The following is a 22849-nucleotide window of genomic DNA, read 5'->3' on the forward strand; positions in this document are numbered from 1 at the left end:
GTAGCGAATGTCAAATCCACTCCACTAGCGCGGCTGCGTGACGACGTCGATCAGCGCGGGCTGACCGGATTTGACGGCGGCGATGCCCTTGCGGAACGAATCGGCCAGATCGTTCGGATCCTCGATCGGCCCGATGCCGACCGCGCCATAGCCCATCGCGATCTTGGCGTAATCGATGTTCGGGTTGTCGATCGTTGCCCCGGTCGGCGCGGTGGTCACGCCGCGATTGTGCCGATTCGCCATGCGCTGGAGATGCATAATCTCCTGATGATAGGCGCGGTTGTTCTGGATGACGGTCAGATAGGGAATGCCATGATGCGCCGCAGTCCACAGCGTATGCGGCGCCATGTTGAATTCGCCGTCGCCGGTAACATTGACGACGACGCGTCCGCCGGCATCGCGATGCGCCAGCGCCGCGCCCAGCGATGCGACCGGCTGATAGCCGACGCCGTAGCCGCCCGAGCCGCCGATGAAGCGATAATGCTTTTCCAGCGGCCACAGCCGATGCGGCCATCGCGACGAGAAGTCGCTGTCGGAGACCAGCGCCCAGTCTTCCTTTTGCAGCTGTCCCCACAGCTCCATGTAGAGACGCGCGGTGGAAATCGGTTTGGCGTCCCATGCGTAGGTTGCTTCGGTGCGAGCGCGCTCGAGCGCGTTGCGATAGGCCTGACGCAGCTTCTCTGCGCGCATTTCGCTCCCGCTCTTGCCGCTCGCACTCGTCTGGCGCTGTACGGCCTCGATCAGGAACGGCAGCGTCGTCTGTGCGTCGGCCGTGATGTTGAGGTCGGCGCCGACATAGCGCTGGAAATCCTGATAGTTGGAATGCACGAGCAGGTCGCGGGTCGAGATGCTGATGACCTTTACGCCTGCCTTGACCTTCGGGCTGTCGGTGCGTTCGATCTGATCGCGCATCGCGTTGAGCTGGCCAAACAAATCGACGGGTTCGAGCGAGAGAATGCAGTCCGCTTGTCCGATCAGCGTGCCGGCGCGCTCGGACTGGCAAAGATAATGCGTGTTCGGCATGTTCATGCGCGCGCGGTTGTCGATCACAGGCGCTTCCAAAAGCTCGGCGAGGCGCACGAGATCGTCCATGGCGCCTTGCGAGCGCGCATAGCGGTCGGCGATGATGACCGGGTTTTCCGCGGCCACCAGCATTTTGGCCGCTTCGCGCAACGCGTTCGGATCGCCTGCGGTTTGCGACGGCATGGTCAGGCGCGGAATTTTCAGCTTGCGCGCCTCGTGGTCTTCCAGCGGCCCTTCCTGCAACTTGCTGTCGGCGACAAGGAACACCGGCCCGGGCGGCTCGGCGCAGGCAAGCGCATAGCCGCGCACGGTCGACTCGGCGAAATGCTGCAGCGACATCGGATAGTCGTCCCACTTGACGAAGTCGCGCACGGTGGCGGCGCCATCCTGCACGCTGTGGAACCATTCGACGCCGGGCCGGCGATCGGTGAGCGGGCCGGCATTGCCGGTGAAGAGAATCATGGGAACGCGATCGCAATAGGCGTTGTAGATCGCCATCGCGGCATGTTGCGTGCCGACGGTGCCGTGCATGATCGCGGCCATCGGCTTGCCGGCGACCTTGGCATAGCCATGCGCCATGCCGACCGAGACTTCCTCGTGCAGGCAGGTCAGCCATTCCGGCCGCTTGTTGGCACCGTAGTTGACGAAGCTTTCCTGCAAGCCCCGGAAGGTCGAGCCGGGGCAGGCCGCGATGTAATCGAGATTGAGCGTCTTGCAGACGTCGACCATGAAGTCGGAGCCGGTCTTCTCCGTCGTCAGTTGCTCGACGTCCGGCGGGTGTCCGCGTTCTTGCGATTGTGTGGCCGCGTTGGGCAGCGGCGTCGTGCCCTTGGTGGTGTTCCCGGCCGGTTCGGTTTGCGCTGCTCTGGCATTCGGCGCGGCGATGGTGGCCCCGCCGGCCGCAACCACGCCTTTCAGAAAGCGCCGGCGATGCAGGCCGGTTTCATCCGATTTGGCCATGAGCTTTCTCCCGCTTTTTTCGACAAGCCGGGCCCGTCGTTCTTTATTTGTGCAGGAGACTAGCGCATCGAAAACTTTGAGGCGAGGACATCACCCGCAGGCGATCTGCAGGGCTGCACTGCAGTCGGGCGGCAATAAATCGGGCGGAGACGGAGACCGGCTTACTTGGTTGCCGAGAAGCGGCTGTCGAACGAGTTCGTCGGTACGATCGGCTGAGCACCGGCGACCAGGCTGTTGCTGGCAACGGGTGCGGCAGGAGCGGCAGCAGGCGCAGGATTTGCGGCGGCCGCGGTTTCGGTCGCCGCGGGCTTGGCGGAGGCCTGTTTGGTTTCCTTCGCAACCTTGCGCTTGGTCTCGGCGACCTTCGGCTTGGCGGGCGCCACCGGCTGCGGCGGTGTGGCCGCGGTGGTCTCGGTCGAGGCGCTGCTCAGGCCGACCTTGCGGGCGAGGCTGGAGAAGAAGCTCTCCGACTCGCCGCTCTCCGTTGCGGGAGCGGCGGCAGCCACGCGCGTCGAGGACGAGGTTGTCGAGAGCGAGGCCGTCAACGGCTCGTCAGGTGAAGTCACCTGTCCACGCGGCGGGTTGACGTGGTCCAGCGGGATGGTGCCGGGAGCTCTTTCCTGCCGCGCGAACAGCGACTGGCCCGAACCAGCGTCGGAAAGGCCGGTGTTGCCGTTGGGCACGCTGGCGGCGAATACCCTGTTCATGCCGCCGTCGATGCCGGTATTGAGCCGGGCGACGGGCGTACCCTTGGCCACCAGCTTGTCGAATTCAGCCTGATCGGCTTCCTGCTTTTCGTGCACGGCTTGCGCGACTTCGTCGGGGATCGCATAGGCCGGACATTTCGACGAAGCCTCAAATACCGGGTCGCGCTTCGCATCCGGCGTCTTCACCGCGTCGAACACATATTTCCTTTCGCAGAAGTCGACCTTCGGCTCCTGCCGCGTCACTTCGAAAATGTCGTTGCCTTCCTTGATCATTTTCCAGAACGCCATGTGCGGGCTGTTGCGATGGCGCGCGAAATTGGCAGGCGTCATGTGGAACGGATAGGCCTGGAACTGAAATGACTTCTGGCCGCCGAAGAAGGATTCCCGGCCGAGCGCATAGATCTCGGCGATCTGTTCGTCGGTCATCGCGTAGCAGCCGCGGGAGGAACAGTCGCCATGGACCATCAACTCCGAGCCGGTATGACCGAGCGAGCGGTCATAGGCGTTCGGATAGCCGGTGTTGAAGGAGAGATAATAGGCCGAGGTCGGGTTCATCTGCGCCGGCGTGATCGCATAAAAACCTTCCGGCGCCTGGCGGTCGCCCTCGCGGACCTTCGGCCCGAGGTCGCCCGACCAGCGGCAGATCGGGTAAGTCTTCAGCAGCGCGAAGCGGCCGGTGCGGTCCTGTTTCCAGACCTCGAGCTCCGCCTCCTGCTTGAACAGCCGGATCAGCATCGGCGATTGGGTATCCATGTTCTTCTCGACCATCGCCGCCAGCAGCTTGGGCGGGACCGGCTGGTTGGCCTTGGCGTTGGTTGCGAGCGAGGTGAGCTCTTCAGTATTGCAGCCGGCCAGGAGCACAGCTGCTGACAGCGCAGCAGACGTCATGAGCGCGCGAATCAAAGAGCGGCCGATCAATGCAAAGCTCCACACCCAACGGGCAATTCTCGCACCCCAAACTCGCGCAGACGCCCTGAAGCCATTGAATAAAATCTTATCCTTAAAGCCCCTCTAATCGCAAGCCGAGGAGACTCTATCGCCTGTGCCCTGCCCAGGCGTGGTGAATGAATTTTAAACGGAAGGCCAAGGTCCAACTGCGGCGAAAATGGGGTGTGGCACCGGCGTCACTGCGGCAAAAGCGGCCTCTCAGAACGATTTTCGTCCGATATCGAGGAATTTCTGCCGTCGCTGCTTCCGTATAGCGTCGGCATCCAGCTGATTGAGCTCGCCCAGCGTCTCGGCGATGGCCTCGCCCGTGCTCGCGATCATGGCGGCAGAATCGCGATGAGCGCCGCCAACCGGCTCTTTGAGGATCTGGTCGATCACGCCGAAGCGCAGCATATCCTGCGCCGTGATCTTCATGCTGGTGGCGGCTTCCTGGGCCTTGGTGCCGTCGCGCCACAAGATCGATGAGGCGGCCTCCGGCGAGATCACGCTGTAGATCGCGTGTTCGAACATCAGCACGCGGTTGGCGGTGGTGATGGCGATGGCGCCACCGGACATTCCCTCGCCGGTGACGATGGCGATATTCGGAACGCCAAGCGACAGGCACGCATCGGTCGAGCGCGCAATCGCTTCGGCCTGCCCGCGCTCCTCGGCGCCGATGCCGGGATAGGCGCCGGCGGAATCGACGATCGACAGCACCGGAATGCCGAATCGGTCGGCCATTTCCATCAGGCGCACCGCCTTGCGATAACCTTCCGGGCGCGCCATGCCGAAATTGTGCTTGATGCGGGATTCGGTGCTGGCGCCTTTTTCCTGGCCGATCACGCAGATGCTCTCGCCGCGGAAACGGCCGAAGCCGCCGACCAGGGCTTCGTCCTCGGCGAACTTGCGGTCGCCGGCGAGCGGCGTGAATTCCGTAATCAGCCCGGTGATGAAATCGGTGAAGTGCGGCCGCTGCGGATGCCGCGCCACCAGCGTCTTCTGCCATGGCGTCAGATTGTCATAGAGGTCGGCTAGCGCCTGGGCCGCCTTCTCCTCGATCCGCGAAATCTCCTCGCCGATGTCGCTCCCGGACGCTGCAAGCACCCGCAATTCGTCGATCTTGGAATCAAGCTCGGCGACGGGTTTTTCGAAATCGAGGTAGCTGCGCATCTGATCCGGCATCAAATCTCAATATAGGGGCGAAGCCATCTTGGAGCGAAGCGCTCCCGGGTGGTGGGAAGAAAGCACGCATCTTCAGATATTTAGCGTACGCTCCAACGCTGGACGAAGCTCCCTTCGGCAAGGGGCGCCTTCAGGAGTGAGCGGAAATGGCTCTTTCGGGGGAGACGCCGCCGAAGTCAAGCAGCCTCGCCTTGATCTGCAAGCGCCTCGCATGGCGTGATTCGCTACTTCTCCGCCAGAGGATGCAGATCGCGCACCAGACTTTTCAGCCGCTCCTCGACGACATGGGTGTAGATCTGTGTCGTCGAAATATCGGTGTGGCCGAGCAAGGTCTGCACGATGCGCAGGTCGGCGCCGTTGTGCAAAAGGTGGCTTGCAAAAGCATGCCGCAGCACGTGTGGCGAGACCAGCCGCGGCGCGAGGCCCGCGGAGGCCGCGAGTTCTTTCAGGTCGCGCGCAAAATGCTGCCGGGTCAGGTGGCCGCTCTCGCCGAAGGACGGAAACAGCCATTTCGAGCCGGCCGCATTTTTCGCCTTTGACGACTTGAGCGCCTCCATCGCCGCGAGATAGTCGGCCATCGCGCGCCGCGAAGCGTCATTGAGCGGCACCAGCCGCTCCTTGTTGCCCTTGCCGCGCACCACGATCATGCGGGCGTCGGTGCGCGCGGCCGATAGCGGCAGCGCCACAAGCTCGGAGACGCGCAAGCCGGTGGCGTAGAGCACCTCGAGCAGGCAATGCAACCGCAGCGTGCGAAGCCGAGCAAGCTTTGAGGTTTCCGCTTCCTCCGTCAGGGCCTTTGCCCGCGTCAGCAGGCGATCGACATCCGGGATCGACAGCACCTTCGGCAGGCCGCGCCCGCGCTTGGGTCCCGACAAAATGGCGGCGGGATCGTCGCTGCGAACCCGCTCGTTGAGCAGGAAACGATAGAGATGCCGCATCGCCGACAGCCGCCGCGCCACGCTCGAGGATTTAAATCCCCTGACATCGAGATCGGCGAGATAGTCGCGCAAGGCTTGGGTTGCGGCGCTGACGAAGGTCTGGCGTCGGGTGACGAGGAATTCGGAGAAATCTGTGAGGTCGCGGCGGTAGGCATCGAGCGTATTGTTGCCCGCGCCCTGCTCGGCGGCGAGCATATCAAGGAACAGGTCGATCAGCCTGGCGTCAGAGGGTTTGGCGCGCATCTGCGGACCCTACCTCTCAAATTCTTGCCTCTCTCTTGCTTACACCGGTCCCGGCTGTCTATTTCTTGAGGAACTTGTCGGGGTGCACATTGATCGTCATTTCGCGGGGTTTTGGGCTCACGAAATTTGCCAGCGCGAAAATCGCCCCATAGACGACCCCCACGATGATTGCGACCACGGTTAAGAAGCGGAACAGGCTCGGCATGGGCTAGCGGTTGGTTTTTCGCCTCGGAGGGCGAATTAACCACGGATCTCTCGGGATTGTGCTGATTTTGACTACCACCATGTTCGAGATTTCGTTGCAAGGCTTTATGGCTCTTCCGGTCCGCCACTAGCAACTGTATTGGCGGGGGTAGTATTGTCGCCCGAATAGCCATATGCCGCGACCATCAACCAGGAAAATGTCTGAAACCGCCTCCCCAAATGCCGTTAGCGCCACCCAGGACGCCGAGATTTCGGCCGCCCTCGGCGGGCGCTCGATCGTGTTGGTGGGCATGATGGGGGCCGGCAAATCGACCATCGGCCGCAGGCTGTCGGCCCGGCTCGCTTTGCCGTTTCTCGATGCGGACGCCGAAATCGAGCTCGCCCACGACATGCCGATCCCGGACATTTTCGCCAAATACGGTGAGGCGTATTTCCGCGACGGCGAGGTTCGCGTCATCGCAAGGCTGCTGAACAACGGGCCGGCCGTGATTGCCACCGGCGGCGGTGCCGTGATGCGCCAGGAGACGCGCGATCGTATCCGCGAAAAGGCGATTTCAATCTGGCTGAAAGCCGATTCCGACATCATCATGCGCCGGGTGAAGCGGCGATCCGACCGCCCGCTGCTGCAGACAGCCGACCCCGAGGCCACGGTCGAGCGGCTGATCCGGGAGCGCGAGCCGGTCTACAGCCAGGCCGACGTGACGGTCTGGTCGCGCGACGTGCCGCACGAGAAGATCGTCGACGAATGCATGGAAGCGCTGCACGGCAAGCTTTTCGGCGGCAATATCGACGAGAGCCAGGAACGATTAGGTAACACCCCATGACGGCGCCGTTGAAACATGGCGACCCCATCACGGTCGATGTCGCGCTCGGCGATCGCGCCTATGACATCGTGATCGGCCCTGACGTTCTCGCCTCGCTTGGCGCGCGGATCGCGGAGTTGCGGCCGGGCGCCCGCACCGCCATCGTCACCGACCGCAACGTCGCGGGCCACTGGCTTGCGAAGACCGAAGCGTCGCTGGCCGGAGCCGGGATCGCCTCCTCTCATGTCGTTGTCGAGGAAGGCGAGGGCTCCAAAAGCTATGCGGTGCTCCAGCAGGTCAGCGAGGCGTTGATCGCCGCCAGGATCGAGCGCGCCGATCTCGTCATCGCGCTTGGCGGCGGGGTGGTCGGCGATCTCGCGGGCTTTGCGGCTGCGATCCTGCGCCGCGGCGTCGACTTTGTGCAGGTGCCGACGTCACTGCTGGCGCAGGTCGATTCCTCCGTCGGCGGCAAGACCGGCATCAACTCTCCGCAGGGAAAGAATCTGATCGGCTCGTTCCATCAGCCGATCCTGGTCGTCGCGGACACCGCCGTGCTCGATACCTTGTCGCCGCGCCAGTTCCGCGCCGGTTATGCCGAGGTCGCCAAATATGGCCTGCTCGGCGATGAAGCCTTTTTTACCTGGCTTGAAAAGAATCACGCCGATATTTTTGCCGGTCAAACCGCGCGCGAGCATGCGATTGCGACCTCCTGCCGCGCCAAGGCTGCGATCGTTGCGCGCGACGAGCGTGAGAATGGTGAACGCGCGCTGCTCAATCTGGGCCACACCTTCGGCCATGCGCTTGAGGCCGCGACCGGCTTTTCCGACCGCTTGTTTCATGGCGAAGGCGTTGCCGTCGGCATGGTGCTGGCCGCGGAATTGTCCGCGCAACTCGGCATGATCGCCGAGCAGGACGCAGCGCGCGTCAAACGCCATCTTGCTGACGTTGGCTTGCCGACGGCGTTGCAGGAGATCGCAGGTTTTGCACAGGAAGGTTTGGCGGACGCGGACGCGCTGATGACGCTGATGGCGCAGGACAAGAAGGTCAAGCGCGGACGGCTCACCTTCATTCTGCTTCAGGCAATCGGCCGCGCCGTGATTGCGCCTGACGTCGAACCGTCATTGGTTCGTGATTTTCTAAAACGCAAGCTGGAACGCCGGACTTAAATCCGGACAACCGAATAGACGCACATGGATTGGATCACGTTTTCTGTCGTCGTGATTTGTCTGCTGGTATCGGCGTTCTTCGCCGCCAGCGAGACTGCGCTGACCGGCGTGTCGCGCGCCAGCATGCTGCGGCTGTCGAAGCAGGGCAATGCGGACGCGACGATCGTCTCCGGCCTGTCGGAAATGCGCGAGCGGCTGATCGGCGCGCTTCTGCTCGGCAACAACATCGCCAATATCGGCGCGTCGGCGCTCGCGACAGGCATCTTCACGATCTGGTTCGGCGAGGTCGGCGTGCTCTATGCCACCGCCGTGATGACGGTACTGGTCGTGATTTTCGCCGAGGTGTTGCCGAAGACGATCGCCATCAATGCGCCGGATCGGGTTGCGCTCGCTGTCGCGCGGCCGACGAGGTTCATGTTGCGCCTGCTTGGACCGCTGGTCACTGTGGTCGAAGCTGTGGTGCGGCTGTTGCTGCGAATATTTGGTGCGACCTCGCACCACAATCAGCCGATCCTGTCGCCGTTCGAACGGCTGCGCGGCACGGTCGACCTGCTGCATCACGAAGGCAAGGTCGAGAAACAGGACCGCGACATGCTCGGCGGATTGCTGGATCTGCGCGAACTCCAGGTTTCCGACGTGATGGTTCATCGCACCGAGATGGTGATGATCAATGCCGACCTGCCGGCTGAAGATCTGGTGCGGGAGGTGCTCGCGACCGAGTTTACGCGAATCCCGCTATGGCGGGAAAAGCCGGAAAACATCATCGGTGTGTTGCACGCCAAGGATCTTCTGCGCGCCATCCGCGCCTCCGAGGGCGACACGTCGAAAATCGATGTTACCACCATCATGCTGCCGCCATGGTTCGTGCCGGAAATGCGGCCCGTCTCCGAACAGCTCAAGGCCTTCCGTCGCCGCAAGACCCACTTCGCGCTCGTCGTCGACGAATACGGCGAGGTCGAAGGCATGGTCACGCTGGAAGATATTCTGGAAGAAATCGTCGGCGATATTTCCGACGAGCATGACGTCGTGGTGGCCGGCGTCCGCGCCCAGCCTGACGGATCGGTGGTCGTCGATGGCTCCGTGCCGATCCGCGATCTCAATCGCGCGATGGATTGGCATCTGCCCGACGAAGAGGCGACAACCGTTGCGGGGCTCGTGATCCACGAAGCGCGTTCGATCCCCGAACGTGGCCAGAGCTTTACCTTCCACGGCTTCCGTTTCCGTGTGCTGCGGCGGGAGCGCAACCGCATCACGGCGCTTCGAATCGTCGCGGTGCCGCGCGAGGCCGAGGTCGCGGAAAAAAGGCCGCGGCGGGCTGGCAAGGCTTTTTGATCGAGGCATTTTAATCAAGGGCGTTCAAAATGGACGGCCCGGTTAGCCAGCTTCCCCCGGCGCCTGCGCCTTGATCGCCAGTGCGTGCACGCCGCCGGCAAGTTCCGTGGCCAGCGTCGAATTAATCATGCGGTGGCGCTCGATCCGGCTCTTTCCTTTGAAGGCGCCGGACACAATATATACTGTGAAGTGCGTCTCGCCGCCCGGCCTGTGGCCGGCATGGCCTTCATGAAGATGTGACTCATCCGACACGTCGAGGCTCTCTGGCGAGAAAGCTTCGCGCAACTTGTTTGTGATAGTGGTTTTGATGTTCATGGTGGCGGCAGATACGTCCGCGATCGTTTTTCGTCAATGGCGCTTCGGATTTGAAGGGTTTCGCAATGTCAAGACTTGAAGCCCGAAGCGTTGCGTAGTCAAAAGACAGCATGCCGATTGATTCATCCAAGTTCTTCGACTCCATTCGCATCAAGCCGACCAAGGTGAGCGCGAAGCGCCAGGCGCAGGCCGGCGTTGAAGCCTTAAATTGTGAATGGGCGGGGTGCCAGAACAAGGGTTCGCACCGCGCGCCGAAGGGGCGTGAAAATTCGCGCGAGTACTGGCATTTCTGCCTCGAGCACGTCCGCGAATATAATCAGTCCTACAATTTCTTTCAGGGCATGAATCCGGATGACGTCGCGCGCTACCAGAAGGATGCGCTGACCGGCCATCGTCCGACCTGGAAGATGGGCGCCAACGGCGCCAAGAAGGGTGAGGGCGATTTCGATACCGCGGCCGATCCGTTCCATATGTTCAGCGAACTCAATGGCCGCGGCCGCTGGCGACCGGGTCCGGGCGCGCAGCAAGCCAAGCCCGAAACGCGCAAGGTCATGAACGCCGAGCGCAAGGCGCTCCAGGTGATGGGACTTTCCGCCCAGGCGACGCTTGACGACGTCAAGGCCAAATACAAGGCGCTGGTCAAGCAGCACCACCCAGATGCGAATGGCGGCGATCGCTCCACCGAAGATCGCCTGATCGAGATCATCAAGGCGTATAACTATCTGAAGACGGTCGTTCGCGCGTAATTTGCGCTCACGACGTGCTCGGCTTTGCGTGAACCGCAGGCTTGCCCGCCTCCCGCCGGCGTCGGACGATCCAGCTTGCGAGCGCAATGATCACGGCGCCGACGATGACCGCGAGGATCCAGTAGTGCTTGAGGATATGGCCGTGCGGCGCAAATCCAGCGTACCGGTGCAGGGCTGTGATCGCGAGGACCCCCGGCAGCACATGGGCCGGCGCCCATAGCAGCACGGCCGGGATATTCACGGCAAAAAACATCGGCGGCCTCATGCCCAGCGCGCCCGCGGTCACCGGGACAAAGGCCCTGATTGGCGGAACGAAGCGGGCAAAGAACACCGCAAGCGTACCCCAGCGATGAAAGAAAGCTTCGCTCTGCGCGACCACGCGGGGATAGTTCGAAAGCGGCCAGCTGCTCAGGATCTCGCGTTGCTCGCGATGACCGAGGCAAAACGCCGATCCGTCGCCGATCAGAGCGCCGGCGATGGCCGCCACGAAAACCCATTTGAGTTCCAACTGGCCGCCGGGAACGAGCGCGCTCAGCGCAAAGATGATGGTCGAACCCGGAACGACGGAGCCGACGATGGGAACTGCCTCCAGCAGCGCTGCCAGAAACAGTGTCAGATAAGCGAGCAGTGCATGCGTCGAAGCAAACGAAATCAACGGATCGATTAATGAGGCCACGAAAATTCCTGTGTTTATGCCGGCCGGTCGGCGCGCAGGCCTACCACAACTCACCAGGCGACTGGAAAGTGCCGCAGCCGCTGCATTGGTCGCCTGAGCCCGCAGTCCGGATTTAACAAGATTCGCAGGGCAGCCCTCCAAAAACTGTGGCCAATAACTATCTATATGAAAACCCAGCGGAACTTTGATTGCGGCCTGGGCTTCTTCCTACCGCCGCTCTCTGATAGGTTGCGGTTACTGAACCCATCCGCAGCTACGCCCGTAAATCTGGTTTCGGGAGCGCCCCGCGACCTCGGAGGACTAATGACGACCGCCGCCATGACCACAGCCCAGGAACCCGCCGGCATGCCCGACATGAAGGTGTCGGTGCGGCAGGTATTTGGCATTGATAGCGACCTTGAAGTGCCGGCCTATTCCCAAGTCGATCCGCACGTGCCGGATGTCGATTCGGATTATCGCTTCGATCGCGCCACCACGCTCGCGATCCTTGCCGGTTTCGCCAAGAATCGCCGCGTCATGGTCACCGGCTATCACGGCACGGGCAAATCGACGCATATCGAACAGGTGGCGGCGCGGCTGAACTGGCCGTGCGTGCGCGTCAACCTCGACAGTCATATCAGCCGTATCGACCTCGTCGGCAAGGACGCCATCGTCGTCAAGGACGGCAAGCAGGTCACCGAATTCAAGGACGGCATCCTGCCGTGGGCCTTGCAGAACAACGTCGCGCTGGTGTTCGACGAATACGACGCCGGCCGTCCCGACGTGATGTTTGTGATCCAGCGCGTGCTGGAAGTCTCCGGCCGCCTGACGCTGCTCGACCAGAACAAGGTGATCAAGCCGCATCCGGCGTTCCGCCTGTTTTCGACCGCCAACACGGTCGGCCTCGGCGACACCTCGGGCCTCTACCACGGCACCCAGCAGATCAACCAGGGCCAGATGGACCGCTGGTCGATCGTTACCACGCTCAACTATCTCGCCCATGACGAGGAAGTGGAGATCGTGCTGGCGAAAGCCCACCACTATCGTACCCAGGAAGGTCGCGACATCGTCAACAAGATGGTGCGGCTTGCCGATCTCACCCGTAACGCGTTCGCCAACGGCGACCTGTCGACGGTGATGAGCCCGCGCACCGTGATCACCTGGGCCGAGAATGCCGATATTTTCGGCGACATTGGCTTTGCCTTCCGCGTCACCTTCCTCAACAAGTGTGACGAGCTGGAGCGGCCGCTGGTGGCCGAGTTCTATCAGCGCTGCTTCAATGCTGAGCTTGCGGAATCGGCGGTCAACGTAGCGCTGAGCTAGGACGATGCCGGCGATTGCCGTCGAGCGTACGATTGGCGAAACCAAACGCGCGGTACTCGACGGCCTCATCCGTTACAACGAACAGAAGATGGGGAAGCAGCGATACCGCCGCTTCGCCGTCTCGCTCCGGGAAAAGAAAAAGATCGTCGGCGGGATCGTCGGCGAAGTCTGGACCACGGTGCTGTTCATTCAGCTGTTCTGGATCGATGAGCGGTTCCGCGGCAAAGGCGCCGGGACGAAATTGATCCGGACGATCGAGGACGAGGCCCGCCGCTTCGGCGCGGTACGCTCCTACGTCGATACGATGAGCGTTCAGGCGCCGGGCTTTTACCGGGCGTGCGGTTACAAGGCATTTGGTTCGATTAAGGGATATCCTCACGGCGTGACGCGCCACTGGTTGACGAAGACGCTATGACAACATCGAACAGCAAGTTTCGCTCTGGACCCAGGGAAGCGCCGACCGAGCCGTTCAAGCGTTCGGTGACGGCATGCCTGCGCGCGATCGCCAAGAAGCCGGAGCTTGAGGTTTCGTTCGCCGCCGAGCGGCCGGGCCTGTCGCCGGGCAAGGCGCGGCTGCCGGAACCGCCGCGCAAGATGTCGCGACGCGACGCGGCCATCGTGCGCGGTCACGCCGATTCCATTGCGCTGAAGCTCGCCTGCCACGATCCAAAAGTGCACCGCAAGTTGATGCCGGGAAACCCGCAGGCGCGCGGGGTGTTCGAAGCGGTCGAGCAGGCCCGCGTCGAGGCGCTCGGCTCGCGGCGAATGTCGGGCGTTGCGAAAAACCTGACCGCGATGCTCGACGATCATTTCCATCGCGGCAAATTCGACGAGATCACCGACCGCGCCGACGCGCCGCTGGCCGACGCGCTGGCGATGCTGGTGCGCGAACGACTGACCGGGCTGGCGCCGCCGGCCGCGGCGCGCAAGATGGTCGACCTCTGGCGGCCGATCCTGGAGGACAAGATCGGTGCGCGGCTCGACCGGCTCGATCGCTTCGCCGAGGATCAAGCCAAGTTCGGCGACGCGGTCCACGATCTGTTGACGGCGCTCGAGCTCGGCGACGACCGCAATGCCGAGGCCGACGAGGACGAGAACCAGGACGACAGCCGCGACGGCGAGAACGACCAGTCCGGCGCGGAAGGATCGCCCGAATCCGACGCCGCGCAGGAGATGAGCGCCGACCAGGCGCAGGCCACGACCGAAGAGATGTCGGACAGCGCGATGGAAAGCGCGCAGGCCTCGACCTCCGATACGTTCGACGACGGCGAACTCGGCGACGACCAGACGCCGGGCGAAGCGACGCGACCGAATGCGCACGGCAAGAATGAGCCGCGCGGTCCGGAATACCACGCCTTTGCGCCCAAGTTCGACGAGATCATCGCGGCTGAGGACCTGTGCGACCACGACGAGCTCGAACGGTTGCGCAGCTATCTCGACAAGCAGCTCGCGCATCTGCAAGGCATCGTGGCGCGGCTCGCCAATCGCCTGCAGCGGCGCTTGATGGCGCAGCAGAACCGCGCCTGGGAGTTCGATCTCGAGGAAGGTATCCTCGATCCCGCCCGTCTGCCGCGGGTCGTGACCGATCCCTATCATCCGCTCTCGTTCAAGCATGAAAAGGAAGCGACCTTCCGCGACACGGTCGTTACGCTGCTTCTCGACAATTCCGGTTCGATGCGCGGTCGCCCGATCACGGTCGCTGCGACCTGCGCGGATATTCTGGCGCGGACGCTCGAGCGTTGCGGCGTGAAGGTCGAGATTCTCGGCTTCACCACCCGCGCCTGGAAGGGCGGGCAGTCGCGCGAGGCGTGGCTTGCCGCCGGCAAGCCGCCCAATCCCGGCCGCCTCAACGACCTCCGGCACATTATCTACAAGGCAGCCGACGCGCCCTGGCGACGGGCCCGCAAGAACCTCGGCCTGATGATGCGCGAGGGCCTGCTCAAGGAAAATATCGACGGCGAAGCGCTCGACTGGGCGCACAAGCGCCTGCTCGGCCGGCCCGAACAGCGCAAGATCCTGATGATGATTTCCGATGGCGCGCCGGTCGACGACTCCACTTTGTCGGTCAATCCCGGCAACTATCTGGAGCGGCACCTGCGCCACATCATCGAGGAGATCGAGACCCGCTCGCCAGTCGAATTGATCGCGATCGGCATCGGCCACGACGTCACGCGATATTATCGCCGCGCCGTCACCATTGTGGATGCGGAAGAACTCGGCGGCGCGATCACCGAGAAGCTCGCCGAACTCTTTACCGAGACGCAAGGGGCCGCGCCGACTGCCACCACGGCTCGACGTCGCCTTCATTAGCCATCCTCGCGGGATGACCCTGCGCGAACAAGCTGGACTCGGATTCGGCAGTTCGCGCCGCCGTTTTCTCGCTGCGATGGCGGCTGGTCTGTCGACCGCGGCCGCTTCCAGCGTTGCGAAGGCCCAGTTCGTCCCGCCTGTGTCGTCCGGTCCGGCGGAGGGCACGTCGATCGATGCGCCGGTATCGATCGAGGTCAAGGCGAGGCCGATTCCCTGGTTCGATCGCCGCGACCACGATCGCGTCCGATTTGGCGCGCTGGAATATCGCAGCGGGTTGGTGCTGACCTCGTCTTTCCCGCGCTTCGGCGGATTGTCGGGATTGCGGCTCGATCCGAAAGGCGAGCGCTTCATTTCGTTCAGCGACCACGGCCACTGGTTCACCGGGCGTATCGTGTACGACGGCCGCGCGATGACGGGACTTGCCGAGGTCGAGTCGGCGCCGATGCTGGGAGCAGACGGAAAACCCATCCAGGCGCACGGCTGGTTCGATTCGGAGTCGATCGCGATCGACGGCTCGTTCGTGTACATCGGGCTTGAGCGCGTCAACAAAGTGCTGCGCTTTGATTTCAGCAAGGGATTTATCCGTGCACGCGGCGAAGTCGTGCCTTTGCCGAAGGCGGCGAGCCGGCTGCCCAACAACAAGGGGCTCGAAGCATTGGTGTTCGTGCCGAAGGGCCATGCGCTGGCCGGCACGTTGATCGCGATGTCGGAGCGCGGCCTTGATGCCAACGGAAATCTCATCGCGTTCCTGGTCGGCGGCCCGACGCCGGGACAGTTCAGTGTCCGCCGCACCGAAGAGTTCGATATCAGCGATGCGGTGTTGCTGCCGTCCGGCGATCTCTTGATCCTCGAGCGGAAATTTTCCTGGGTCGCCGGGCTCTTCGTTCGCATCCGCCGTATCCCGCTCACGTCGGTAGCGCCCAATGCCGTGATCGACGGTCCATCGATTTTCGAAGCCAGCCTCGCCAACGAGGTCGACAACATGGAAGGCATCGACGCCCACGTCACGGAACAGGGCGAGACCGTGCTGACCATGGTATCCGACGATAACTTCTCAATGCTCCAGCGCACGCTGCTGCTACAATTCACGCTTCGCGAGTGAACGTCGAACTGGAGGCCCGGTTCTCGGACAAACAGGCATGATTCCGCGCATCGTCATGTTCGCTGCTGCTGTCCTGGTCGCTTTGGCGATTTCGCCTTCGCGCGCCACCAGCAACCACGAATATGCGAAGGACGAGTATGCCGTCATCCGCGAGGGTCTTGCACCCAGCAAGAAGATGTCGCTCGCCTCGCACGGCGAAGGCGAGCTTGGCGATGGCAATTTTCACGTCTGGCTGATGTCCGAGCCCGAGCACCGGAAGATCATGGCGCTTCCCGGTATCGGCTCCGACAATAATCTCGATACAGCGGCGGACGCGTACGAAGCCTTCTGGTCGAAAGATGCCCGTCACGTGGCGATCGCCTTCCGGACCAGCCGCCATGAGGTTGCGCTCAACCTTTACAGCGTTGAGGGCGGCCGCGCGCGGCCAATTCGCGCGCCCAGCCTGTTCAAGGAAGTCACCAGCCGCGACGTTGTCGACCAGGACGACCTCCGCCGGCTCGTCTCCTGGATCAAGTGGCGTCGCGGCAACCGCATCCTGCTTCGGGAGGACCGGACGTTTGTCGTGTCGGACCCGGCCTTTCTGCGGCTGCTTGGCGCCTATGGCCGCGTGAAGGAAAAGCTCGACGACGGCAGGCTGTTTGTCGAATTCGCGGCCGAGGCCGAGTGCCGCCCAGACGGCCATCATGGCTATCGCGTCATCGACCTCAGACCCGGAAATCCGGACCAGCCGCCTGAGTGGTAGTGCCGCCGGCACGCTTGCACTGCTCCGCAAATCTGTGCACCTCTTCGCCGGGACGCCGTGAAGCTGGAGCAAGGGATGCGTGTGATGCGTTGGGCAGTGGTTGCGGGCAGCCTGCTGCTCGCAGGTATGGCGCAAGCCGACAGCTGGCCATCGCGCCTGATCAAGGCGACGATCCCGTTCGGCGCGGGAAGCGCGGCCGATGTCGTGCCGCGCCTCGTGTTCGACCGGCTTTCGGCCGAACTCGGTCAGGCGATCGTCGTCGAAAACCGTCCCGGCGCCGGCGGCACGATCGGCACCGGCGCCATCGCGAAGGCGGACGCCGACGGCTACAACATCCTGGCGCAATCGTCGGCATTGTCGATTTCGCCCGCGATCTATCCGAAATTGCCCTTCGATATCACCAAAGACCTGTCGTCGGCGCTGATGATCGGCGTCAGCGCCAATGTGATGATCGTGCCGGTGTCGCGGCCATGGAAGACCGTGGAGGACTTCATTGTCGACGCCAGGGCGCGGCCCGGCGGAATCGCGTTTGGTTCGGTCGGTGTCGGCAGTGCAACCCATATCAGCGCCGAGAAATTTCGCCTTGCGGCCGGGATTGAAACCACCCACGTGCCTTATCGCGGCGGCGCAGAAGTGATCGCCGATATTCTCGGCGGCCGCATCGATTTCTACTTTTGCCCGCTCGCGACCGCGCTTCCCCTGATAAAGGAAGGACGCGTTCGCGCACTTGTGATCTCGACGTCAAAACGCGTTACCGATCTGCCGGATGTGCCGACCCCGGCCGAAGCCGGCCTGAAGAATGCGGAAAGCATCTTCTGGCTCGGCGTTTTCATGCCGGCGAAGACGCCGCGTGACATTATCGAGAAGTTTTACCATGCCGGAATAAAGCTGCTGGCCGAGCCGTCCATGCAGGAAAGCCTGGCGAAACTGGGCATCGAGCCGTTGCCGATGACGCCTGCCGAGATGGACGCGTTCGTGGCGCGCGAAGTCGCGGAGAATCTCGAGGTGATCAGGGCCGCCGGCATCAAGCCGTAAGACCGTTGCGTTTCCGGAAGCCCGTTCCACGCTATCGACATTCGACCTCCGTCATAGGTGTGAATTATAGATCATTGTAAATGAGTTTCGTCCCACGCCGGATGCGGTTCCATGAGCGCCCTGTTTTCCCCGATCCGTTTGCGCGATCTCGAGCTGCCAAACCGCATCATGGTGGCGCCGATGTGCCAATACTCGGCTGAGGACGGCAAGGCGAACGACTGGCATTTCACGCATATGAATACGCTGGCGCTGTCGGGCGCAGCGATGTTCTGCGTCGAGGCGACCCACGTCGAACAGATCGGCCGCATCACGCCGGGCTGCCTCGGCCTGTGGAATGACGCGACCGAAGCCGCGCTGCGGCCGGTGCTGGCCTCGGTGCGCAGGCACTCGACGATCGCGATCGCGATTCAGCTGGCGCATGCAGGCCGCAAGGGATCGAGCCACCGGCCCTGGGAAGGCGGCCAGCAGATTCCGCTGACCGAGCGGGGATGGCAGACGGTGGGTCCGTCCGAGGTCGCGCACAAGGAAGGCGAGCTGAAGCCGCTCGCGCTCGACGCGGTTGGGCTGAAGCGCATCCGCGATGCGTTCGTCGAGGCGGCGCGGCGCGCCAATCGTCTCGGCGTCGACGCCGTCGAGTTGCACTGCGCGCACGGCTATCTCCTGCATCAGTTCCTGTCGCCGATCTCCAACCACCGCACCGACAAATATGGCGGCTCGCTGCAAAACCGGATGCGTTATCCGCTCGAAGTGTTCGATGCAGTGCGCGGCGTGTTCCCGCCGAAAAAGCCGGTCGGCATCAAAGTCTCTGCGACCGATTGGGTCGACGGCGGCTGGGATATCCAACAGACCATCGAATTCGCCAGGGAATTGAAGAAGCGCGGCGTCGACTGGATCGACGTCTCGTCCGGCGGCGTGTCGCCGCAGCAGAAGATTCCGCTCGCGCCCGGCTATCAGCTGCCGTTCGCGCAGGCGATCAGGGAAGCCACCGGCGTGACCACGATGGCGGTTGGTCTGATCACGGAAGCAAGCCACGCCGAAGACATCGTCGCCTCCGGCAAGGCCGACATGGTCGCGCTCGCCCGTGGCATGCTTTACGATCCGCGGTGGGCCTGGCACGCCGCAGCCGAGCTCGGTGGCGAAGTGTACGCTCCCCCGCAATACTGGCGCTCGCAGCCGGCCTCGCAAAAGGCACTGTTCGGCGAAACCAGATTCGGCGCGCGGTAAGGCTGTGCGGGCGGCTCCCCGGCCGCCGGCCCCAATCCTCAGCTGTTGTGCGGTTTTGAGCATCATGGCTATGTTCTCCGGAACGGCTGATGGCGCAGAACAGGCGAACGGAAAAGACGTGAAAGTTTCAGCGTTCGATATCGAAGCCCATCGCGGCGGCCGCGCGCTGTTTCCGGAAAACACACTCGTTTCATTCGCGGGCGCGCTCTCGATGGGCGTGAACACGCTCGAACTCGATCTCGGCGTGACGCGCGACGGCGTGATCGTGATCTCGCATGAGCGCGGGCTCAATCCGGACCTCGCCCGTGGCGCCGATGGCAACTACGTCGCCGCGCCCGGCATTCCCTTCGTGAAACTCAGGCTTGACGAGGTGAAGCAGTTCGACGTCGGTCAGATCCGGCCCGGCAGCACCTATGCCGCGCAATTCCCGGACCAGCACGCGGTGCCGGGGACGAAAATTCCGACCCTGAAAGAGCTGTTCGATCTCGTCCGCCGCTCCGGCAACAACGACGTGCGCCTCAACATCGAGACCAAGATCGATCCGAACCATCCGGACGAATCGCTTCCGCCCGAGCGCTTTGTCGCCGTGCTGCTCGACCTCCTGCGCGACGAGAAATTCGAAGACCGCGTGATGGTGCAATCGTTCGACTGGCGGACGTTGCAGCTTGTGCAGCAACGCGCCCCCAACATTCCAACGGTCTATCTCACCCTGCAGGTCGGACGCGAGCCGACGGTTTTTCCGGACCGGGCATCGGACTGGACCGCGGGCTTCAATCCGGCCGATCACGGCAAATCCGTCCCCCGCACGATCAAGACCGCGGGCGGCGCGATCTGGTCGCCTTACTGGCGTGACGTCACGCCCGCACTGATCGCCGAATCTCATGCGCTCGGTCTCAAGGTCGTGGTCTGGACCGTGAACCAGCCGCCCGACATGGCGCGACTGATCGACATGGGCGTGGACGGAATCATTTCGGATCGTCCAGACCTCTTGCGTCAGGCGGCAAGCGAAAAGGGCATTGCGTTGCCGCCGGCCTTTCCGGTGACGCCGTAAGGTCCGCTGTGTTCGGTCCGTTGCAGCTTATCCCTTCTTCATCTGCGCCAGCGTACTCAGCGCTGCGATGTAGCCATAAGGTCCGAGCCCGCAGATCACGCCGGTTGCGGCGTGTGAAATCTTCGAGTGCCGGTGAAGTTCGTCGCGGGCGTGGATATTGGAAATGTGCACCTCGATCACCGGGCCCTCGAACGCCTTGATCGCATCGACCATCGCGATCGAGGTGAAGGAATAGCCGGCCGGGTTGATGACGATGGAGTCGGCGTCCTGCCGTGCCGACTGGATCAGATCGACCAGCTCGCCTTCGTGGTTGGATTGATGAAAGCTGATGGCAAGCCCGAGCTTTCCCGCCTCGCGCTCGCAGTTCTGCCTGATCTCCTCAAGAGTGGTCTTGCCGTAAATATGCGGCTCGCGCACGCCGAGCAGATTGAGGTTGGGGCCGTTGAGGATCATCACCCGTTTCATCGTTCACCTTTCAAGCTGGCTATTTGGTCTCGACGTTCACTACATCAACGGTCTCGCTTCACCTCTCCCCTTGTGGGAGAGGTCGCAACGCATCGACAGATGCGTTGCGGGTGAGGGGTTACGGCTTATCGAGGGACTTGAACCCCTCACCCCAACCCTCTCCCACAAGGGGAGAGGGAGCTCACCGCCGATGTCGCGAGATATCGCGATAGTTTCGGACAAATGTCACATCCCGAACACCGCGACCGCGCGGATGGGCGAGGCGGTGCCGCCGCGCCATTTCATCGGCAGACCAATGAAGGTGAAGGGACCGGCGCCGAGCAAGGTTTCGAGATTGCACAGGCTCTCGATATGGGTGATGCCGAGGTCGAAGCAGGCCTTGTGCACCAGGAGGTTCTCTTTGCCTTCCGGGCCCGGCCGCATCGAATCGATGCCGAAATGCACGACGCCCTTTGCGGCGAGCCATTCGGTCGCCTTCACGTTCACGCCGCAGTTCTCCGTCGCATATTCCTTGCGCGGAAACGTCCGCTCGTGATGGCCGGTGCACAGCAGCACGGTGCCGCCTTTCGGCACGCCATGGCCGGATTTCGCAACGGCTGCCTCGAGGTCGGCCGGCGTAATCTCGGCGCGCGGCGCGATATGGCGCAGGTCGATGCAGATGCCGGGCACGATGCATTTCTCCAGCGGATATTGGTCGATCGCCTCGCCGCGCTTGTCGAAATGCAGCGGCGCGTCGATATGGGTGCCGCCGTGGTCGGGCATCGAGAAATACATCGAGGCGAGGCCGTGCACGTTGCCGCCGTCGACAAAGGATTCCTCGTGGGTCTTCCAAACGCCGTGGATGATGGCGGGGTGGCCGGGATAATTCGGCGTGCGGTGGTAGAGCTCGCGGCTGAGGTCGACGATCTTCACGGGCATCCTTTCTTACTAGGCGTCGTCCCTGCGAACGCAGGGACGACATTGGTGCTTTGTCGCGCGCTTGGTCATCACGTCACACCGGCTTGATGCCGGCTCTGGCGATGACGTCGCGCCACTTCGGCACTTGGCTCTCGACGTATTTTCTTAACGCATCCGGACCGTCAGCGGCGACATCGTAGCCATTGGCGTGAAGTTGCGCGATGACCTCGGGCTGCTTGAGCACCTGCATCGTTTTCGTCGCCAGCCTCGTGACGATGTCGGGTGGCGTTTTGGCGGGCGCGAAGAAAAACTGCGCCGTCTCGGCGATGAAATCCTTGTAGCCGAGCTCGATCATGGTCGGCACGGTGGGCAGATCGTTCCAGCGGCGCTCGCCGGTCAGCGCCAGCGCTTTGATCTCGCCGGACTGCACGAAAGGCAACGCCGCCGGCAGGGCGGCGACCGCCATCTGTGTGGTGCCGGCGAGCAGCGCCTGGATCGCAGGAGCGGCGCCGGAAAACGGAACATGCGTGATCTGGACCTGGCCCACGATCTTGAGCAGTTCGGCGGAAAGATGCGGCGTGGTGCCGGCGCCGGGGCTCGCATAGTTCAGCTCGTCCGGCTTGGCCTTGGCGCGCGCGAACAGTTCGGCGATCGAATTGATACCGAGCGTCGGCGACACCACGATCATGTTGGGCGTGGTGCCGAGTTCGGTGATAGGCGCGAAATCCTTGGAAGGGTCGTAGGGGATCCTGGCAAACAGGCTCGGATTGACGACGTAGGCGCTGGACACCACCAGCAGGGTGTAACCATCCGCTTCTGCATGCGCCACGTATCCGATGCCGATATTGCCGCTGGCGCCCGGACGATTCTCGACGATGACGTTGCCGCCGAGCGCATCGCCGAGGCTCTGCCCGACGATCCGCGCCATGATGTCGGTCGGACCGGCCGGCGCAAACGGCACGATGATCCTGATCGGCCGTTCCGGATAGGTGGCGGCAAAGGCTCGCCCAGGGGTGAGCATCGGAGCCGCTGCCGCGCCTGCGGCGAGGCCAGCCGCCTTCAATATCTGACGGCGCGAGGGCAGGAGGCCTTTGTTGTCGCGCATCGCTTTCTCCCAGGGCTTTTCTTTAGTCGGCTTTTCTTTAGTCGGCTTTTCTTTGATCGGCTTTTCTTTCGCTTTAATCACAGTTGGCCGGCTTGTTCGAGCCTCCATTGGGTGTAAGCGATGCACAGCCGTCGTACCCCGTGGCGTGGGCAAAGTATCAAGGCCGTCATTGCGAGCGAAGGCGCCCCCATCGTCATTCCGGGGCGCGCGTTAGCGCGAACCCCATTCCTCATGACATTCGATCGGCTCCGTGGATTCCTGTATCTCGATGGCTGTCACTGTCATAGTGGCGGGCAGGCGGAGATAGCCCGTTGGATTCCTGGCCGCTCGAGGTCGTAGTCCCGGCATGGGCGTCTCCGTTTTTGCTTTGTCTGATCGAACAGTCGCATGGGCT

General features: G+C 62.8%; 22 protein-coding genes. 12 read left to right on the top strand and 10 right to left on the bottom strand.

Going from position 1 to position 22849, the window contains the following annotated elements; genetic code table 11:
* Nucleotides 1–24: 24 nt before the first annotated feature.
* The 5 genes from VFB05_RS25560 to VFB05_RS25580 form a co-directional block, all read right to left on the bottom strand.
* On the bottom strand, nt 25–1983 hold the full coding sequence (locus tag VFB05_RS25560; RefSeq protein WP_325017567.1) for a thiamine pyrophosphate-binding protein: 1959 nt from the start codon (nt 1981–1983) through the stop codon (nt 25–27).
* A 161-nt stretch (nt 1984–2144) separates the two neighbouring features.
* A complete protein-coding gene (locus tag VFB05_RS25565) occupies nt 2145–3608 on the bottom strand; it encodes a murein L,D-transpeptidase family protein (protein WP_325017569.1) in 1464 nt (487 codons plus the stop codon).
* Nucleotides 3609–3836: 228 nt separating this feature from the next.
* Nucleotides 3837–4799, bottom strand: coding sequence for an acetyl-CoA carboxylase carboxyltransferase subunit alpha (locus tag VFB05_RS25570; protein WP_325017571.1), 963 nt, complete (start codon nt 4797–4799; stop codon nt 3837–3839).
* Between the two features lie 224 nt (nt 4800–5023).
* A complete protein-coding gene (gene xerD, locus VFB05_RS25575; protein WP_325017573.1) occupies nt 5024–5980 on the bottom strand; it encodes a site-specific tyrosine recombinase XerD in 957 nt (318 codons plus the stop codon).
* A gap of 58 nt (nt 5981–6038) precedes the next feature.
* Complete coding sequence (locus VFB05_RS25580) at nt 6039–6185, bottom strand: histidine kinase (RefSeq protein WP_325017575.1); 147 nt, start codon at nt 6183–6185, stop codon at nt 6039–6041.
* Between the two features lie 196 nt (nt 6186–6381).
* Between VFB05_RS25580 and VFB05_RS25585 the strand changes: the two genes are divergently transcribed.
* The 3 genes from VFB05_RS25585 to VFB05_RS25595 are packed head-to-tail and all read left to right on the top strand — an operon-like array spanning nt 6382 to nt 9485.
* The gene (locus VFB05_RS25585; RefSeq protein ID WP_325017577.1) at nt 6382–7008 is read left to right on the top strand and encodes a shikimate kinase; all 627 of its coding nucleotides are present in this window, start codon (nt 6382–6384) and stop codon (nt 7006–7008) included.
* A complete protein-coding gene (gene aroB / locus VFB05_RS25590) occupies nt 7005–8153 on the top strand; it encodes a 3-dehydroquinate synthase (RefSeq protein ID WP_325017579.1) in 1149 nt (382 codons plus the stop codon). The genes VFB05_RS25585 and aroB overlap by 4 nt, the downstream gene beginning before the upstream one ends.
* A gap of 24 nt (nt 8154–8177) precedes the next feature.
* A complete protein-coding gene (locus VFB05_RS25595) occupies nt 8178–9485 on the top strand; it encodes an HlyC/CorC family transporter (RefSeq protein WP_325017581.1) in 1308 nt (435 codons plus the stop codon).
* Between the two features lie 42 nt (nt 9486–9527).
* On the opposite strand, the gene VFB05_RS25600 is transcribed toward VFB05_RS25595, so the two are convergent.
* The gene (locus VFB05_RS25600) at nt 9528–9800 is read right to left on the bottom strand and encodes a BolA family protein (RefSeq protein ID WP_325017583.1); all 273 of its coding nucleotides are present in this window, start codon (nt 9798–9800) and stop codon (nt 9528–9530) included.
* A gap of 110 nt (nt 9801–9910) precedes the next feature.
* Between VFB05_RS25600 and VFB05_RS25605 the strand changes: the two genes are divergently transcribed.
* Entirely contained in the window at nt 9911–10546 is a 636-nt protein-coding gene (locus VFB05_RS25605) for a J domain-containing protein (RefSeq protein ID WP_325017585.1), read from the top strand.
* A 7-nt stretch (nt 10547–10553) separates the two neighbouring features.
* Here the strand turns inward: VFB05_RS25605 and VFB05_RS25610 are convergent, their stop codons facing one another.
* On the bottom strand, nt 10554–11222 hold the full coding sequence (locus VFB05_RS25610) for a DedA family protein (protein ID WP_325017587.1): 669 nt from the start codon (nt 11220–11222) through the stop codon (nt 10554–10556).
* 303 nt (nt 11223–11525) lie between these two features.
* Between VFB05_RS25610 and cobS the strand changes: the two genes are divergently transcribed.
* The 8 genes from cobS (at nt 11526) to VFB05_RS25650 (ending at nt 19988) form a co-directional block, all read left to right on the top strand.
* Nucleotides 11526–12524, top strand: a complete 999-nt coding sequence (gene cobS / locus VFB05_RS25615) for a cobaltochelatase subunit CobS (protein ID WP_325017589.1) — start codon at nt 11526–11528, stop codon at nt 12522–12524.
* Between the two features lie 4 nt (nt 12525–12528).
* Nucleotides 12529–12939, top strand: a complete 411-nt coding sequence (locus VFB05_RS25620) for a GNAT family N-acetyltransferase (RefSeq protein ID WP_325017591.1) — start codon at nt 12529–12531, stop codon at nt 12937–12939.
* On the top strand, nt 12936–14834 hold the full coding sequence (cobT, locus tag VFB05_RS25625) for a cobaltochelatase subunit CobT (protein ID WP_325017593.1): 1899 nt from the start codon (nt 12936–12938) through the stop codon (nt 14832–14834). Before VFB05_RS25620 ends, cobT begins: the two co-directional genes overlap by 4 nt.
* A 76-nt stretch (nt 14835–14910) precedes the next feature.
* Nucleotides 14911–15936 (top strand): esterase-like activity of phytase family protein, encoded by a 1026-nt coding sequence (locus VFB05_RS25630; RefSeq protein ID WP_325017612.1) that lies wholly within the window; start codon nt 14911–14913, stop codon nt 15934–15936.
* Between the two features lie 37 nt (nt 15937–15973).
* Nucleotides 15974–16678, top strand: coding sequence for a hypothetical protein (locus VFB05_RS25635; RefSeq protein WP_325017595.1), 705 nt, complete (start codon nt 15974–15976; stop codon nt 16676–16678).
* An 84-nt stretch (nt 16679–16762) separates the two neighbouring features.
* Nucleotides 16763–17713 carry a Bug family tripartite tricarboxylate transporter substrate binding protein gene (locus tag VFB05_RS25640; protein ID WP_325017597.1) on the top strand — a complete coding sequence of 317 codons (951 nt, stop codon included), beginning with the start codon at nt 16763–16765 and terminating at the stop codon, nt 17711–17713.
* A gap of 111 nt (nt 17714–17824) precedes the next feature.
* On the top strand, nt 17825–18937 hold the full coding sequence (locus tag VFB05_RS25645; protein WP_325017599.1) for an NADH:flavin oxidoreductase/NADH oxidase: 1113 nt from the start codon (nt 17825–17827) through the stop codon (nt 18935–18937).
* Nucleotides 18938–19055: 118 nt separating this feature from the next.
* Nucleotides 19056–19988, top strand: coding sequence for a glycerophosphodiester phosphodiesterase (locus VFB05_RS25650; RefSeq protein WP_414643321.1), 933 nt, complete (start codon nt 19056–19058; stop codon nt 19986–19988).
* 27 nt (nt 19989–20015) lie between these two features.
* Here VFB05_RS25650 and aroQ read toward each other — a convergent pair whose 3' ends face one another.
* The 3 genes from aroQ to VFB05_RS25665 all read right to left on the bottom strand — a co-directional run bounded on the left by aroQ (nt 20016) and on the right by VFB05_RS25665 (nt 22455).
* Nucleotides 20016–20453: a type II 3-dehydroquinate dehydratase gene (gene aroQ / locus VFB05_RS25655; protein ID WP_325017601.1), complete on the bottom strand. Its 438-nt coding sequence runs from the start codon at nt 20451–20453 to the stop codon at nt 20016–20018.
* Between the two features lie 225 nt (nt 20454–20678).
* On the bottom strand, nt 20679–21365 hold the full coding sequence (locus tag VFB05_RS25660; RefSeq protein WP_325017603.1) for a cyclase family protein: 687 nt from the start codon (nt 21363–21365) through the stop codon (nt 20679–20681).
* Between the two features lie 79 nt (nt 21366–21444).
* Nucleotides 21445–22455 carry a tripartite tricarboxylate transporter substrate binding protein gene (locus VFB05_RS25665; RefSeq protein ID WP_325017605.1) on the bottom strand — a complete coding sequence of 337 codons (1011 nt, stop codon included), beginning with the start codon at nt 22453–22455 and terminating at the stop codon, nt 21445–21447.
* Between the last annotated feature and the right edge of the window lie 394 nt (nt 22456–22849).

The sequence above is a fragment of the Bradyrhizobium sp. genome, from assembly GCF_035652035.1.
GTDB lineage: Bacteria > Pseudomonadota > Alphaproteobacteria > Rhizobiales > Xanthobacteraceae > Bradyrhizobium.

What these genes read in the sequence shown, in the direction of transcription:
- VFB05_RS25560 (WP_325017567.1), bottom strand. Translation starts at nt 1,983, where the DNA reads ATGGCCAAATCGGATGAAACCGGCCTGCATCGCCGGCGCTTTCTGAAA.
- VFB05_RS25570 (WP_325017571.1), bottom strand. Translation starts at nt 4,799, where the DNA reads ATGCCGGATCAGATGCGCAGCTACCTCGATTTCGAAAAACCCGTCGCC.
- xerD (WP_325017573.1), bottom strand. Translation starts at nt 5,980, where the DNA reads ATGCGCGCCAAACCCTCTGACGCCAGGCTGATCGACCTGTTCCTTGAT.
- VFB05_RS25580 (WP_325017575.1), bottom strand. Translation starts at nt 6,185, where the DNA reads ATGCCGAGCCTGTTCCGCTTCTTAACCGTGGTCGCAATCATCGTGGGG.
- VFB05_RS25585 (WP_325017577.1), top strand. Translation starts at nt 6,382, where the DNA reads ATGTCTGAAACCGCCTCCCCAAATGCCGTTAGCGCCACCCAGGACGCC.
- aroB (WP_325017579.1), top strand. Translation starts at nt 7,005, where the DNA reads ATGACGGCGCCGTTGAAACATGGCGACCCCATCACGGTCGATGTCGCG.
- VFB05_RS25595 (WP_325017581.1), top strand. Translation starts at nt 8,178, where the DNA reads ATGGATTGGATCACGTTTTCTGTCGTCGTGATTTGTCTGCTGGTATCG.
- VFB05_RS25600 (WP_325017583.1), bottom strand. Translation starts at nt 9,800, where the DNA reads ATGAACATCAAAACCACTATCACAAACAAGTTGCGCGAAGCTTTCTCG.
- VFB05_RS25605 (WP_325017585.1), top strand. Translation starts at nt 9,911, where the DNA reads ATGCCGATTGATTCATCCAAGTTCTTCGACTCCATTCGCATCAAGCCG.
- cobS (WP_325017589.1), top strand. Translation starts at nt 11,526, where the DNA reads ATGACGACCGCCGCCATGACCACAGCCCAGGAACCCGCCGGCATGCCC.
- VFB05_RS25620 (WP_325017591.1), top strand. Translation starts at nt 12,529, where the DNA reads ATGCCGGCGATTGCCGTCGAGCGTACGATTGGCGAAACCAAACGCGCG.
- cobT (WP_325017593.1), top strand. Translation starts at nt 12,936, where the DNA reads ATGACAACATCGAACAGCAAGTTTCGCTCTGGACCCAGGGAAGCGCCG.
- VFB05_RS25630 (WP_325017612.1), top strand. Translation starts at nt 14,911, where the DNA reads ATGGCGGCTGGTCTGTCGACCGCGGCCGCTTCCAGCGTTGCGAAGGCC.
- VFB05_RS25635 (WP_325017595.1), top strand. Translation starts at nt 15,974, where the DNA reads ATGATTCCGCGCATCGTCATGTTCGCTGCTGCTGTCCTGGTCGCTTTG.
- VFB05_RS25640 (WP_325017597.1), top strand. Translation starts at nt 16,763, where the DNA reads ATGCGTTGGGCAGTGGTTGCGGGCAGCCTGCTGCTCGCAGGTATGGCG.
- VFB05_RS25645 (WP_325017599.1), top strand. Translation starts at nt 17,825, where the DNA reads ATGAGCGCCCTGTTTTCCCCGATCCGTTTGCGCGATCTCGAGCTGCCA.
- aroQ (WP_325017601.1), bottom strand. Translation starts at nt 20,453, where the DNA reads ATGAAACGGGTGATGATCCTCAACGGCCCCAACCTCAATCTGCTCGGC.
- VFB05_RS25665 (WP_325017605.1), bottom strand. Translation starts at nt 22,455, where the DNA reads ATGCGCGACAACAAAGGCCTCCTGCCCTCGCGCCGTCAGATATTGAAG.